Annotated in this window: 14 protein-coding genes; 5 read left to right on the top strand and 9 right to left on the bottom strand. The window is 41.6% G+C overall.

From position 1 onward, the window contains the following. From ubiE to V7S75_RS04910, 3 genes are all read right to left on the bottom strand, one after another. Positions 1-726, bottom strand: a complete 726-nt coding sequence (gene ubiE / locus V7S75_RS04920; protein ID WP_459511869.1) for a bifunctional demethylmenaquinone methyltransferase/2-methoxy-6-polyprenyl-1,4-benzoquinol methylase UbiE — start codon at positions 724-726, stop codon at positions 1-3. A 76-nt stretch (positions 727-802) separates the two neighbouring features. Next, positions 803-1,729 (bottom strand): AEC family transporter, encoded by a 927-nt coding sequence (locus V7S75_RS04915; RefSeq protein WP_459511867.1) that lies wholly within the window; start codon positions 1,727-1,729, stop codon positions 803-805. Beyond that, on the bottom strand, positions 1,726-2,949 hold the full coding sequence (locus V7S75_RS04910; RefSeq protein ID WP_459511865.1) for a sensor histidine kinase: 1,224 nt from the start codon (positions 2,947-2,949) through the stop codon (positions 1,726-1,728). Before V7S75_RS04910 ends, V7S75_RS04915 begins: the two co-directional genes overlap by 4 nt. Positions 2,950-3,086: 137 nt before the next feature. On the opposite strand from V7S75_RS04910, the gene V7S75_RS04905 reads away from it, so the two are divergent. From V7S75_RS04905 to V7S75_RS04895, 3 genes are all read left to right on the top strand, one after another. Then, positions 3,087-3,428: a PadR family transcriptional regulator gene (locus V7S75_RS04905; RefSeq protein ID WP_459511863.1), complete on the top strand. Its 342-nt coding sequence runs from the start codon at positions 3,087-3,089 to the stop codon at positions 3,426-3,428. Positions 3,429-3,438: 10 nt separating this feature from the next. Then, positions 3,439-5,892, top strand: a complete 2,454-nt coding sequence (locus V7S75_RS04900) for a PspC domain-containing protein (protein WP_459511861.1) — start codon at positions 3,439-3,441, stop codon at positions 5,890-5,892. A 67-nt stretch (positions 5,893-5,959) separates the two neighbouring features. Next, a complete protein-coding gene (locus tag V7S75_RS04895) occupies positions 5,960-6,682 on the top strand; it encodes a head GIN domain-containing protein (protein ID WP_459511859.1) in 723 nt (240 codons plus the stop codon). Here V7S75_RS04895 and V7S75_RS04890 read toward each other — a convergent pair. Next, complete coding sequence (locus V7S75_RS04890; protein WP_459511857.1) at positions 6,679-7,287, bottom strand: DUF1684 domain-containing protein; 609 nt, start codon at positions 7,285-7,287, stop codon at positions 6,679-6,681. The two genes, V7S75_RS04895 and V7S75_RS04890, sit on opposite strands and share 4 nt — an antisense overlap. A gap of 46 nt (positions 7,288-7,333) precedes the next feature. On the opposite strand from V7S75_RS04890, the gene V7S75_RS04885 reads away from it, so the two are divergent. Further along, positions 7,334-7,924: a riboflavin synthase gene (locus tag V7S75_RS04885; RefSeq protein ID WP_459511856.1), complete on the top strand. Its 591-nt coding sequence runs from the start codon at positions 7,334-7,336 to the stop codon at positions 7,922-7,924. On the opposite strand, the gene argH is transcribed toward V7S75_RS04885, so the two are convergent. The 5 genes from argH to V7S75_RS04860 form a co-directional block, all read right to left on the bottom strand. After that, a complete protein-coding gene (gene argH, locus V7S75_RS04880) occupies positions 7,913-9,253 on the bottom strand; it encodes an argininosuccinate lyase (RefSeq protein ID WP_459511854.1) in 1,341 nt (446 codons plus the stop codon). The genes V7S75_RS04885 and argH overlap by 12 nt on opposite strands. Positions 9,254-9,260: 7 nt before the next feature. Then, positions 9,261-10,376: a M20/M25/M40 family metallo-hydrolase gene (locus V7S75_RS04875; protein WP_459511852.1), complete on the bottom strand. Its 1,116-nt coding sequence runs from the start codon at positions 10,374-10,376 to the stop codon at positions 9,261-9,263. After that, a complete protein-coding gene (gene argB / locus V7S75_RS04870; RefSeq protein ID WP_459511850.1) occupies positions 10,327-11,106 on the bottom strand; it encodes an acetylglutamate kinase in 780 nt (259 codons plus the stop codon). Before argB ends, V7S75_RS04875 begins: the two co-directional genes overlap by 50 nt. Continuing rightward, complete coding sequence (locus V7S75_RS04865; RefSeq protein WP_459511848.1) at positions 11,106-12,080, bottom strand: Rossmann-fold NAD(P)-binding domain-containing protein; 975 nt, start codon at positions 12,078-12,080, stop codon at positions 11,106-11,108. The genes argB and V7S75_RS04865 overlap by 1 nt, the downstream gene beginning before the upstream one ends. Before the next feature lie 73 nt (positions 12,081-12,153). Continuing rightward, a complete protein-coding gene (locus V7S75_RS04860) occupies positions 12,154-12,702 on the bottom strand; it encodes a GNAT family N-acetyltransferase (RefSeq protein ID WP_459511846.1) in 549 nt (182 codons plus the stop codon). A gap of 99 nt (positions 12,703-12,801) precedes the next feature. Here V7S75_RS04860 and V7S75_RS04855 point away from each other — a divergent pair, with 99 nt between their 5' ends. Next, a complete protein-coding gene (locus tag V7S75_RS04855) occupies positions 12,802-15,405 on the top strand; it encodes a TonB-dependent receptor domain-containing protein (protein ID WP_459511844.1) in 2,604 nt (867 codons plus the stop codon). Positions 15,406-15,409: the final 4 nt, after the last annotated feature.

Raw genomic sequence — 15,409 nt, 5'->3', positions numbered from 1 at the left:
TTATTTTGCTTTTTGGCCTAAATAGATGGAACAAATTCCTCCGGTCATCGGTATCCATTGGGTGCTTGAAAATCCGCAAGATTCATAAATCTTGATGAAATCAGGACCATCTGGAAATGCTTGTACCGATTCAGGCAGGTAGGTATATGCCGCAGGATCTTTGGAAATTAGCTTCCCCAATAGCGGTAAACAGTATTTCGAATAGAAATTGTATAGTTGCTTCATCGGGAAATGTCTCGGATTCGAAAATTCCAAGATGAGGCAATAGCCTCCCGGTTTCAATACCCGAAACATATCTTTTAGGCCTTTTTCCAAGGTTTCATAATTGCGTACACCAAAACTAACGGTGATCGCATCAAAACTATTGTCGGAAAATGGAAGTTTTTCTGAATCGCCTAATTGCAAGGTGATCTTATCTTCCAAGCCCATTTTCTTGATTTTCTCTTTTCCAAAGGCCAACATGCCTTCTGAGATATCGACTCCTACTACTTTTTCTGGGTTGATTTTTAATGCCTCAATTGCGAAGTCACCGGTACCCGTGGCGATATCCAATACTTTCTTGATGCCTTTGTTCTTGAGTAATTTGATCGCTTTCCGTCTCCAAATAATATCGATTCCACCACTTAATAAATGGTTTAGGAAGTCGTATTTATGTGAAATGGAATTGAACATGTCGGCGACTTGTTCTTTTTTACCTTTGTTTTGATTTTTGTAGGGAACGACCATAGCATTGATTGATTTGCCTAGTTCTAACCTTGATGATTGGCAAATTGTTTACGCAAAAATACCAATTTTATTTGGTTTAATGGGGCGCCATGCTGAAAATACCCACCAGTGACCACATAATGACGAAGCTAATGAGCATCGAGAAATTGACGATGGCTGCCGCGATTCCCGTGTCGAAATTTAGCTCATCTGAATAGGTGATGAGTGTCATACCTGCGGGAAGGATTAAGCAGATGAGCAGCATGTTTCGGTATTGAAATTCGAATGGGACGGTATAATACAGTAATAGACCTATGCTCAGTCCTAGAACATATCGTAATCCTAAGACTTGGAAAACTTTGGTGTAAGCTGTTTTAGGTAATCGAACACTGAAGTAGATACCCATGAGTAACAGGACCATGGGTTTGTTACCTTTAGCAATAGTGTCAATAATATCCGATGCAAGCGGTAGGACAGGTATTTTGATGATATTGAAAGCTAAGCCGATCAGCATCGCTTGAAACGGTGGGAGCGTAAATATCTTTTTTAATACATGCTTGAAGGGATTTTTGGTTCCATGATTCCCTGCCAAATAGGTCCCCATGCCGTAATTCACCATGAAGTTGATGATAGAATTTCCTAAATCAAACATGATGGCATAGGTCAATCCTTCCCATCCCCAAATACCCTCAATGAGTGGGTAGGCGAATAATCCGAGGTTCCAACCGGCAGATCCCATCGTCAAAATTCCACGATGTGTGGGTGCTTCTTTCTTAAAAAAAAGAAATCCTAAATAGGAAGAAAGAAAGCCAAATAACATGGCGATTATGGGGAGCCAACCTAAAGCAGCGGACAGTTTGACCTTCAACATGGTTGTAAAGACCAATGCCGGAAAGGTAGTGTGCATTAAGAATTTGGAAATGGATTTCGCATCTTGGGGCTCAATGAATTTTAGGCTTTTCAACAGATAGCCAATTCCAATGATGATTAATGCGGATCCGAAGACCAAGTTGGTCGTATTCATGCGTCCTGATTCGGTGGTTTAGGGAGTGAAATCCGGAATGTACTTCCTTTATTGATTTCGGTTGATTTTAACGTTAGTTTGCCTTGGTGATAATTTTCCACAATACGTTTCGCAAGTGTTAGGCCAAGGCCCCACCCACGTTTTTTGGTACTGTAACCGGGGTTGAATATTTTGGACATATTCGCAGGAATAATACCTTTCCCGGTATCGGAAATGTCGATATGAATCATGTTGTTTTTTCCTTCATGCAGGTAAATCAACATATCGCCCGTACCACTCATCGCATCTACTGCATTTTTGCAGATGTTTTCAATGACCCATTCAAATAAGTATTTATTGACATTCGCTAATTGACCCGGTACCAAAGACGATTTAATTTCAATGTATACTTTCGTAGAAATTCGAATTTTTAGGTAATTGATAAAGCTGGTAATTAATTCTTCTAAATTTTCTTCATTGAGAATTGGAGTAGATCCAATATTTGAGAAGCGCGTCGTAATCGTCTCCAAACGCTGAATATCTTTTCCTAATTCGACCACGATCTCAGGGTTTATATTAGGTTCATTCCGTAGGATTTCAACCCAGGCGGTCAAAGAGGATAGGGGGGTGCCCAATTGATGGGCTGTTTCTTTGGCTAAACCTACCCATACTCGATTCTGCTCTGCGCGTCGGGAATACGAGAAGAAAATATAGCCTAAGAATCCGATGATTAACACCACTAATAGTTGTGATAGTGGGTAATAGCGTAAGAGTTTTAGAAGCTTGGAATTCCCGTAATAGATATATTCCTTCTGAAAACCCATGTCCATCTCAATGGGTTTGTTGTTCTCGGCTAGAATTTCTTGAAGTTTAGCTTGTAGCAATACTTGTTTTTGTTCAATGTCAATCGACTCTGGCATCGCGATGTTTATTGAGTTCAAGTGACCACTACCATCTTTCCAAATCACCGGAATGGTGTTGTTCTCATTGATCTTTTTGATTCGTTCAAAGAAAAAATTGATATCGGCAGTTTCATCACTCGTCATTACATAACGAATCGTCTCCGCGTATAATTCGATTTGTTGCTTTTCACGTTCCTCTAATTTATTGACCAATCCATCTGTGAAATAGAGTGAAAAGCCGGCCATAAACACACATACGGCAAAGAAGGCAACCTTCAACCAGGTATCTCGGTTGTAGAACGCAAGCGGTAAGGCTACTTCTTTCGTTAGGATTTTCATAGGAACATAAGCATTTGTGCCATTCCTCACAAATTACTCACCGTTTATCCATAAATCAAAAATATTTTTTCTAAGGTACTTTGTAATACATAGTACCTTTTATACATTTGTCCTATCAAATAAACAAATACAAACCGATGGATATTGAAAATGCCAAGGTGCAGATGCGGAAAGGGATTTTAGAATTTTGTATTCTGCAGATTATTTCAAGGGGTGAGGTTTATGCCTCCACCATGCTGACGGAATTAACCTCAGCGAAAATCATGGTTGTCGAAGGAACTTTGTATCCTTTGTTGACACGTTTAAAAAATGCCGGATTTCTCGATTACAAATGGGTCGAGTCGGCATCAGGTCCGCCGAGAAAATATTATGTATTAACCGAAAAAGGAGAAACCTTTTTAGCGGAATTACATGGAACCTGGGAAGATTTACAAAGCTCAGTTTCACAAATTGTTCATCCCCAAACTTCCCAAGCATAATTATACTTTTATGAAAAAGACCTTATCAATTAATATCGCTGGCATCGTTTTCCATATCGAGGAAGATGCATTTGCAACCTTGGATGCGTATTTGAAATCCATCCATGCTTATTTCCAAAATTTTGAGGGCTCAAAGGAAATTATTGAAGATATCGAAGCTCGTATTGCTGAGAAATTTTGGAACATCCGTGAGACTGAAAAAACCGAAGCCATTTCGCAACATCATGTGGATGCCTTAATTGCATCCTTGGGAACGGTGGCTGATTTTCAAGAAGTAGAAGCTGAAGAAGGGAAGTCAGAAAAGCATCAAACGGAACCTAAACATGAAGCAGGAGCGAAGAAGGTATTCCGTCGTGATTTGACCAATAAGAAATTAGGTGGTGTGGCGTCAGGCGCTGCGAATTATTTTGAGATAGATCCGATCTGGGTTCGTTTGATTTTAATCGTAGCCTTCTTTGGACTTTTCCCACTATTACATGCGGCTAATCTTGTGTTCTGGATGTATGTAGCTTGCTGGATTGCTATTCCAGGTGAAGTGACCGTGGAAACGGATAAATCGTATCGTAAGTTTTATCGCGATCCCGAGAACAAAGTAGTTGGTGGTGTTATGGCAGGAATAGCTGCTTACACTGGTTGGGATGTAGGTTTATTACGTGTGTTGGCCGTTATTTCTTTGTTCTTTTTCGGTACAGGAGCTGCAGCTTACATCATTATCATGGCGATCACGCCCGAAGCGAAATCGGTGACGGATAAAATGGCGATGACAGGTGAGCCGATTACCTTGGAAAATATAGAAAAGAACATCAAGGAAACATTTCAGCCAGATTCTGCGGAGGAAAAACCTTTAACACGTTTATTGCTTTTCCCTTTCCGGACATTGGCTACAATTTTTTCTGCCATGAAACCGCTATTAATGGGGATAAAATGGTTTGTTCAATACCTGGTGGGTGTGGTGTTGTTATTTATTGCAATCGCATTTGCGGTTTGTTTAGTTGTATTAACAACGGCGGGTGTTTCAGGTTTTGACCACGGTCAAATTGGCTTGGCATTTGGGGAAATGATTCCGATTTATTTGTTGGCTCAGGATCTACCCGCATGGTCTATTTGGGCAGCTTATGCTGCCGTTATTCCAATGATTGTTGGGATAGGTATCGGTGGATTGTCTTTATTGTTGAATCGCAAATTGACAAACACAACGTATAAATACATTTCTACGACCATGGCGATTGTAGGTTGGGTCGGATTGTTTGCTGCCTTCAGTTTTGTAGGACGTAATTTCCAACGTACGGCATCGGTGAATCAAATGAAGGAAATTACTGCGGATTCATCGTATGTATTTGATGTGAATCGCGAATCAAATGAAACGATGTGGGAGAAATTGCTAGGTAACAACATCATCACAGACGAATTGTTGGATGAAGACGAGCAACATGATTTTAACCGCGGAGGTTTCTCGCGTGCACAAATTACGCTTGAGGGCTATGATGGGAAGACGATTCAGATTATTCAATTTGCGAAGTCCAATGGTCGGACGCGTGCTGAAGCAGAACAAAATGCCAAGGCAGTTCAATATCAATATGCGTTGAAGGGTAATCAATTGGTTTTAGATAGTCATTTTGGCCTAAAAAATCTAAAATTCCGGAACCAACGCATGCGTGTGAAAATCTTGATTCCTTACGGTGTAACGTTTAGCATGACGCGTGAATTTGGGTATTTCATCGACAATGTGCTTGACAGCGGCTATTTTAATGAGGAAAATGGAGATCAGTTTATCGGTTCGAAATGGACCTTCTCCATGGAAAAAGGGTTGATTTGCTTAAATCGTAATCCCAAGCAATCGGATGATTCGAATTTCGATTCTTCGAATTCTGATGAGGATTCGTTTGATGCAGCTCCTGAAGCTCCTATAGCCCCCGCTGCTCCATCCAATTTTTCGATCTCCAAAACGCTTGAACCTTTCAGTGCAATTGAATTAAAGCATTGTGGTTCTGCATCGATCAATATCATAAAAGGAAAAGAATTCAAAATTTCATACCAGTCGGCAGAAGCATCTGCCGACTTCGGTCGACTGACATCTGTGGGCAATCGAACATTGTCATTGAATGATATACCCAATGGAATGACGGTTACGATTGAAACCCCTTCGTTGAGTAAAGTCGATTTAGGAGGGAATGGTCGGACCGAAATCAAAGGATTTGATGTTCCTTCATTGGATGTGATTTTGCGTGATTTTCACAGTTTGACTTTGTCAGGTCATTCGAATGAACTGGCGGCAGCGGCATTTGATTCATCAGAATTATTGGCGAGCAATTGGGAAACGAATATCGCTCGCATTTCGGTGGGAAATCAAGCGAAAATGGATTTGAACGCTAAAAAAAGTATCAAAGGAAAGAAAGCTGAACGCGCGGATTTAACCTACAAGTCTTATCCGAAACTTCAAGTTTCATTTGCGAAAAATAAATAATTCCGCTGCTGATGCAACGAAGTAAGCAGGCATTGCATCTTGTTCCCATTATCATTTAATCAACATCATGAAAAATATCGTACGCTCCATTATTTGTCTATTCATTTTGGGTATTTCATTGCAAGCTCTTGCATTCGCACCCGAAAGTCAAACTAAAAAAATCCGAGTTGGGAATTTTCAAAGCCTTGAAATTGGGCACGATTTTGATGTTCAAATCATCAAAGGAAATGTTTGCAGCGTAACGGCTTCCGGTCGTGCGGATGATTTGGAAAAATTAGATGTACAAGTGGAAGGGAATACCTTGAAATTTGATCTTGATGCTTCCTGGTCTTGGATGGGATACAACAAGAACCATAAAAAAATCAAGTTGTTGATAACATTACCAAGAATCAAATCAGCCGAATTCTCTGGTGCGAGTCATGTAAATTTGCGCGGATTTGATGATGAGGAGCAAATGAATATTACGGTAAGTGGAGCCTCTCATTTTGCGGGAGATTCCATTCAAGCGGATAAATTGGTGCTCGAATTATCAGGTGCCTCACACGCCAAAATAAGCGGTCGAATTGCCAAACTGGATGTAGAACTTTCTGGTGCGAGTCACCTGGATGCGGATGCATTATTGGCACGTGATGCTGATATCGAGGCGAGTGGAGCAAGTCATGCACAAGTAAATATTCAGAAGTCTTTGCAAGTAGAGGCTTCGGGTGCTTCGAAAATTGAATATAAAGGAAATCCGATGAATCTTTCTAAAGATGTGAGTGGTGCTTCCACGGTTAGAAGGGCCAATTAAGGATTTTTTTCGCCGGCAGGTATGCGAATAGCAAGCTGATTTTCTTTGGGCGGAATGGGACAAGCAAATGTCTTATTGTACGCACAATAGGGGAAAAATGCTTCGTTAAAGTCAATGGTTAATTGATTGTCTTTTAATTTAGTTAGGGGTAACTCCAAATACCGACCGCCTCCATAGGTTTCTGTGGGGGCGGTTTTGTCTTTAAATGGGATGAAAAAATCACCAGAATCATGTTGGTAAACCAGTAAATGGATTCCCTGTCCGTTGATTTCAGCTTGTGCTGTACCAAATACCAAAAGTGAATCAGCGGATCCGTCGGTCATTTGAATCCGAATGCGTTGTATTTTTTCGTTTCTTTTGATTTCAAAATCGATTTTCCATGCCGCAGCATAGGGATAGTAGCTTAAGCCCTTAAAGGATGCCTTATCCGTAATGGGAGCATCATCATCGGTTTTGAATTGCTCATCTTTGGCCCGTCTCGTTTCCATGACTTGTAAGGAGTCTTCTGATGATTTGCCGATCGCTTGTGATTGTTTTGGTAGACTAATGTAAATTAGTCCAAACACAATTAGTACGAGAATCAGAATCCAGCGATTGAATTTCATGGGAATGGGTGTAAATTTGAGTTCGTAAAAATATAAAATTAATCACATGTTTACAGGTATTGTGGAATCAATGGGCGTTTTGGAAAGCAAACAAACGCATGGAACGAATGTTGATTTTTGGTTTTCATCTAGCTTTACGGATGAATTAAAAATCGATCAGTCATTGGCCCACAACGGTGTTTGCTTAACTGTTGTTGAAATTAAATCTCCGCAATATCGTGTAACGGCGATTCAAGAGACGCTGCAAAAGACGAATTTAGGGGATTTGGCAGTTGGCCAAAAGGTCAATCTCGAGCGTTGCATGCCCGCCAATGGACGCTTTGATGGGCATATTGTACAAGGTCATGTGGATTTAACTGGTGTTTGTACGTCCATCGTTACACATGATGGTTCTTGGGAATATCATTTCCAATATCCTGCCGGTCATGTGACTGTGGAAAAAGGTTCGATCTGCGTAAATGGGACGAGTTTAACCGTGGTGGAATCAGGATTGGATACCTTTTCGGTGGCGATTATTCCATACACCTATGAACACACGATTTTTCACCAAATGAAGGTGGGTGATCGCGTGAATTTAGAATTTGATATCTTAGGTAAGTATATGCAGAAATTATTGGCGCGCCAATTAGCTCAATAAATTGTCAATCGCATCTTCCACTTTTTCAAATCCAAAGCGACTCCAAACAGTATCTTTTTGGGCTTGAATTTCGCTTAATCCTAAATTGCCGATACTACCTAAATGTGAGTGATTGATTTCGCGTGAGCTTCCGTTAAATTCACCTGCTTCGATCATTTTGCCCACTTGCACATAGGCTTCCCGGAAAGGCATGCCCGCAACGACTAATTTATTCACCTCTTCTACGGAGAATAATAAATCATATTTAGCATCTTTCAATAGATCAGCTTTCACTTTCATGTGCGAAACCATGTAGTGCGTGATTTCCAGGCAATCTTTGATTTCGTCGATGGCAGGCATCAAAAGCTCCTTGGTCAGCTGGAATTCCCGGTGATAACCCGAAGGCAAGTTGCTCATAAGCAATTGCATTTGGTTGGGAACCGCCTTTAATTTATTGGATTTACCACGTAATAATTCGGCTACATCCGGATTCTTTTTATGTGGCATGATTGAGCTTCCCGTTGTTAAGGCGCTCGGTAATTCGATGAAGCCAAAGTTTTGTGAATTGTATAAACATACATCCATCGCCAAGCGGCTCAAGGTCGTTGCGATTTGACTGATGGCGTTTAATACATAAAATTCAGTTTTTCCACGGGACATTTGTGCGTTCACAACGTTCACATGTGGCGCTTCGAAGCCTAACAATACGGTCGTTAATTTCCGGTCTAAGGGAAACGAAGAACCATAGCCAGCTCCTGATCCTAAGGGGTTTTTATTGGCCAAACGAAAGGCTGCCTCCAGCAATTCTGCATCTTCCACCAAGCATTCTGCATAGGCTCCGAACCATAATCCAAAAGAAGATGGCATGGCGATTTGAAGGTGCGTATAACCGGGTAATAAATCGTTTTTATGCGCTTCGCTTTTGGTCAATAATAGATCAAATAAATCCTCCACCGCATCTGCGATTTCCATGATTTCAGCGCGCATGAATAATTTCAAGTCCACCAAAACTTGGTCGTTGCGTGAACGACCTGCATGGATTTTCTTGCCTAAATCGCCGAGTTTCTTCGTTAGCAAATATTCAATTTGGGAATGAACATCTTCCATGCCTTCTTCGATGACAAATGTTCCGTCTTCGATGGTATCCAAGATGTTTTTCAACTCGACACAAAGGGGCTCTAATTCCTCGGAAGGTAAAAGGCCCACATGCTCAAGCATCGTGATGTGCGCGAGTGATCCCATGACGTCGTAGCGCGCCAATTGCAAATCATATACAGGGTCGTTCCCAATCGTGAATTGCTCAATGATTGCGTCTGTTACTTGATTTTCTTTTTGCCAAAGTTTTGCCACGATCGTATTAGATTAATTGTGATAATATATTCTGATAGGTTTGGATACCTTGTTTCAGTTCTTCTACATAAATAAATTCATCCGCCGTATGACTTCTTCCTGAATGTCCTGGGCCAATCTTCACCGATGGGAAATGCATCAATGCTTGATCCGATAGGGTAGGTGAGCCAAAAGTGGTAATTCCCAAAGCCGCCGCTGCTGCTAACACCGGATGTCCATCCGGAATTTTACTCGATTGCAAGCGAATGCTGCGCGGAGTTAATTCAGCTTGAACTAAAGTCCTCAACGTTTCAAGCACTTGTTCCAAGGTGTAACATTCATTGACCCGACAATCTATCGTATAGTGACATAGGTCAGGTACAACATTATGTTGTTTTCCCGCATTGATCACCGTAACGGTGCATTTCACCGGCCCTAAAACAGGTGAAATTTCGGGAAACTCAAAGGACTTGATTTTATTGATATCTTCCAATGCCAAGTAAATCGCATTGACCCCTTCATTGCGCGCGGCATGTCCCGCGATTCCCTTGACCTCAGCATCCACTACCATCAACCCTTTCTCCGCAATGGCGAGTTGACAATCCGTCGGCTCCCCCACTATCGCCCAAGCAATCTCCGGGAATTCCGACGATTTTAAAACAGATTCAATGCCACCAGTGCCTGAAATTTCTTCTTCGGCCGTGGCGGCTAACACTAAATTGAAAGGTAAGCTTTGCTCGTAAAAAGAACAAAATGTCGTTATCAGAGCAACTAAGCTAGCTCCCGCATCATTCACTCCTAAGCCAATCATTTTGCCATCTTCGATGGTCGCCGCAAAGGGTTCATAGGTCCAAGAGGCATTCGCCTTCACCGTATCGTGGTGTGAGTTTAGTAAGATGCTCGGTTTATTGGCATCAAAAAGTTTGTTTGTTGCCCAAACATTATTTCCAAGCGTATGAAACGCAATATTTCGAGCAGCCAAAAAATCCTGGATAATGGCAGCGGTTCCTTGCTCTTCCCGACTCAACGACGGGCATGCTACGAGTTGGGCTAGTAGGTTTTGAGCGTCCAGAAATTGTTGGTCCGTATACATCTTACGCCTGAATCCTTGTGCCTTTATCAGGCTGTGAAACAAAATCTGCATGGCAAAGCCGAACGGCTTGAACGCCTTGTGCAATGGCCTTCAGCGCATTTTCGAGTTTAGGAATCATACCTGCTGACACGATACCATCTGCTTTTAATTGAGCAAAATTTGCTGAATTAATCTGTGAAATCACCGAATTGTCATCGTTGGGATCCATTAAAACCCCTTGCTTTTCAAAACAATATGTCAACGTCGTTTCAAAATATTCACTCAAGGCAATTGCTAATGCTTGTGCCATCGTATCGGCATTGGTGTTAAGGAGTTGGCCTGTGACATCCGCCGTAATCGGAGCGAATACCGGACTAAAACCTGCTAAGATCAATCCCGCTAAATCCTTTGCATTGACCTGTTCGATGTCTCCCACAAAGCCATAGTCAATGGGCTCGGGGTTTCTTTTTTTCGAGACAACAAAAGCGCCATCTGGTCCCGTTAATCCGATCGAATTGCATTTCAAAGCTTGCAAGGAGGCCACGATAGACTTGTTGATCCATCCCGCATACACCATCGTTACGATGCGGAGGCTTTCGTTATCTGTTACCCGCCGACCGTCAATCATCTGACTTACAATCCCTAAATCAGCCGCCATGGATGTAGCGATTTTTCCACCACCATGCACAAGCAATTTGGGGCCTTGAATCGCAGCAAAGTTGGCTAAAAAGGAAGCTAACGCCTCGGGAGCATCGATGATATTCCCGCCAATTTTGACAATATGTAAGGCTTGCTTCGACATTAGAATAAGTAAGGACTTTCTACCCGCATTTGGGTTAATAATATTTCTTTTAATACCGTTTGTGCAGCCCAAACCCGGTTTCCTGCTTGTTGGATCACAATTGAATTTTCAGAATCAATAACTTCATCATCCACAACCACATTCCGACGAACCGGAAGGCAATGCATGAATTTGGCATTATTCGTTAATTTCATTTTTTCTGCGCTGACTGTCCAAGCGGGGTCAGAAGAAAGGATTTTGCCATAATCTTCGTAGGAAGACCAGTTTTTGGCATAGATAAAATCCGCTCCTTCAAAGGCTTCTTTCGGATCGTAGCAAATCTTTGCATTGCCTGAAAATTCAGGGGCTAAATCATATCCTTTGGGATGAGCAATGGTGAAGTCCACATTTGCGATGTTCATCCATTCCGCGAACGAATTAGGTACACATTGCGGCAATGCCTTCACATGGGGTGCCCAAGTTAAAACTACTTTGGGCCGCTCTACGGTTTTATATTCGGTAATGGTAATCAAGTCAGTTAATGACTGTAATGGATGGCGCGTAGCTGATTCCAAGCTTACAATCGGCTTACCTGTAAACTTCATGAATTGCTTTAATACCAATTCCGAATAGTCATATTCCCGGTCTACAAGCCCTGGAAAACTTCTTACACCTACGATATCACAATATTGGCCGATGACCGCTGCTGCTTCAGATACGTGTTCAGCCTTATCGCCATTCATGATGACGCCTTCATTCATTTCCAATTGCCAAGAATCCGCCCCTACATTCATGACCATAACGTCCATTCCAAGGTTTTGCGCCGCTTTTTGAGTCGACAAACGGGTGCGTAAACTGGAGTTAAAGAACAATAAACCCATGGTTTTGTTCTTTCCCAAATGCTTGTCGGCATAAGGCATCTTTTTCATCAACAAAGCTTCATTAACAAGTTTGTCGATGTTGTACGCGTCTTTTACGGAAGTGAAATGTTGCATATAAATGGTGGTCCAGGGACCTTAGGATATTGGCAATTTGGTAAAATTACCATTTTTACGAGATAAAAGAAATTTATCGATGCCGTTCCCAGGTGAAAACCTCCATGGGGATTTCGAGTTCTAATGTTTTTTCGCCTGTTTTTTGGAAATTGTTTTTCATCAAAACGCGTTGGGATGCGAAGTTATCGATCGGAGTTTCTGCTCTCAAAACTTGCATATCCTTATCTTCAAACACCCATTTCGATAATGCTTCAACGGCTTCGGAAGCAATGCCCTTTCCTTCGAATTTTTGATCAATGGCATACCCAATCTCAGTTGTACCTTCATTATCGGGCAATCCAGCTAGGCCAATTCCCCCTACAGAGCAGGACGCGGAGTTTAGGATTATTTCCCAATTTGTGTACCAATAATAGTCCAATGGGAATTTTGCGGTTTGTGGAATCCAATAGTCGCTTAATGCCTGAAGCATTTCTTGTTCATAAAACAATCCCATTTCCCAGGGGTTATGTTTTACCTCGAGTGATTTCGCAAGTTCTTCTCGCCCTAATTGCTTCCAAATTTGCAATTGATCATGCGTCAGTGGAATCAGGGTTAATCGGGGCGTTTGAACTTGAATCTTCATATTGGGCAACAAATTATCCATTTTGGTCGCAAAATAAAAGACCTTTACTATTTATAAAGCAATTTTGCATTCGTTAAATACGATTTTAAACAACAAACAATGAAACAAATTATTACGCTATTCGCACTGATGAGCCTTTCGTTTTCAGCTGTGTCACAGATTCCGGGTGGAATGGGTGGTTTCGGTGCGGCGCCTAAGAAAGAAGCAGTTATCCCAGGTACAGCGCAAGCTACGCCCAAAGGTTCTGCCAAAATTGTCGGATATATCTTAGACTCTACGGATACAAAACCCGTTGAGTTTGCCTCCATTGCGTTAATTAACAAAGCAACCAATCGCCCAGTCGACGGTGCATCCGCTGATCAAGTAGGTAAATTCGTTTTGAATAAAGTTGCTCAAGGCGATTATAAATTGGTGATTTCATTCATCGGTTACGAAAGTAAAACCTTGTTTGTTTCCATCAATGCAAAAAATGATGACCATGATTTAGGGGTGATCAAATTGCCATCGAGTACGAAGATGTTGGCAGAAGTAACTGTTGAAGGCCAACGTGCCATGATTGAAGAGCGCGTGGATCGTACGGTTTACAATGCAGAAAAAGATGCAACCAATAAAGGTGGGGATGCAACGGATGTCTTGAAAAAAGTACCGATGTTATCCGTGGATTTAGATGGTAACCCATCGTTGCGTGGATCTTCTAACGTGAAGGTGCTGATCAACAACAAGCCTTCTACGATTATGGCATCCAGCATTGCAGATGCCTTGAAGCAAATTCCTGCGGATATGATTAAGACCGTTGAGGTGATTACATCGCCATCAGCGAAATATGATGCAGAGGGTTCAGCGGGGATTATCAACATTGTTACAAAGAAAAATACCTTACAAGGTTTGACCTTGAATTTTGATACGAGTGCTGGTGTTCGTGGTTCGAACTTAGCCTTAAATGGGAACTTCCGTAACAAAAACTGGGGGCTTTCTTTAGGAGGTTTTGGTCGTTCTGAATATAATGTGAACGGCAAATTTGAAAGTACGCAGATTACATCGGTGAACGGCGTGCAAACGACCAACCAACAGACAGCAGAAACGCGCCGCGAAGGAATTTTTGGTAATTATCAGTTGGGATTTGATTGGGATATTAATAAGTATAATTCAGTTACGTCAAACGTGCGTTTTGGATTAAGAAACGGTAACAACTGGCAAGATGGTTTGAAACAAATTCGTAATGGAGCATTGACGAGTTTGCGTAATACGAATTCATTAGATGAATCTGCGAATGTAGACATCAACGTGGATTACACGAAAACATTTGAAAAGGCTCAGAAAGAATTCTCGATTTTATCGATGTATAGTCGGAACAACCGTACAAATGATTTCTATAACTTAATCATGAATACAAAATCGACGATGAGTGAAATCATGAGCTCGATTAAAAATGCGAATGATGCTTTCAATGAAGAAGCGACGATTCAAATGGATTATCAAACGCCGATCAACAAGATGTCGATGGTTGAGTTTGGTGCAAAAGCGATCACGCGTAATGTGACTTCTGATTATAAATCATATACAGCTGGAGCTGATGGAGTTTATTCACAAGTGAATTTAGCAACTTTGCCAAGTAACGTATTTGATTACAACCAGAACATTTGGAGTACTTATGGTTCTTATACCTTGACTACTAAAAACAAGTGGAGTATCAAAGCGGGTGCGCGTTATGAGCATACAGATATCTCGGCAAGTTTCTTGAAAAAAGAAGGTCAAAATACAGTCATTCCTCCTTACGGAGTGTTAGTGCCTAGTTTCAATATGTCGAAGACATTTAAATCAGGGACTTGGAGATTCAGTTACAATCGTCGTATTCAACGTCCGGGTATTGAGAACTTGAATCCAAACGTGAATGCATCAAATCCGTTGAACATCTCGACTGGTAATCCAAATTTGGCACCTGAATACACGAATAACTATGAGGTTTCGTATAGCAAGTTTGTGAAGCAAACCTATATTTCTACGGCCATTTTCATGCGTAATACGACGGGTGCGATCAATCGTATTCGCGAGGTGCGTGGGGATACGGTTAAGACGACATCTCAGAACATTGGTAATGAAGATGCTTATGGGATGAACATTAACTTAAATGTGAATGTGTCGAATAAATTGATGCTTGGTGGGGGCGGTGATTTGGCTTATATGGTTTTGGCCAATAATGTTGCAGATCCATTGCTTTCAGCTAAGAATGAAGGCTTGCAGTCAAACTTCAGAATTTTTGGTAATTACAACTTTGGTAACGGCTGGGGTGCGCAAGTATTCTCTTTCTATCGCGTCAACCAAGTACAATTGCAAGGTTCACAAGGTGGATTTGGTATGTATAGCTTGAGTTTCAAAAAGGATTTCAAAAACAAAAAAGGAAGTATTGGTTTTGGTGCTGAGAACTTCTTAACGCCAAATGGCTTTGTAATTCGTAACGAAACAAAGACTGCGTCAATCAATCAGATCTCTGAAAATACGATGCGCAATATGAACTTCAAAATCAATTTATCTTATCGAATTGGTAAAATGAGTTTCGGTCCTACGAAGAAAAAGAAATCGGTTAATAACGACGATACAAAAGGTGGGGAAGGCGATGCAGCTCCGGCAGCTCCTCAGCAACCCATGGGTATGCCAGGCATGCGCATGGGCGGTGGAGGCGGAGGCTTCGGTGGCCCAAGATAGATTT

It is taken from the genome of Aquirufa sp. TARAVU-A1A (assembly GCF_054558675.1).
This window is presented reverse-complemented; position numbering and strand designations above follow the sequence as displayed.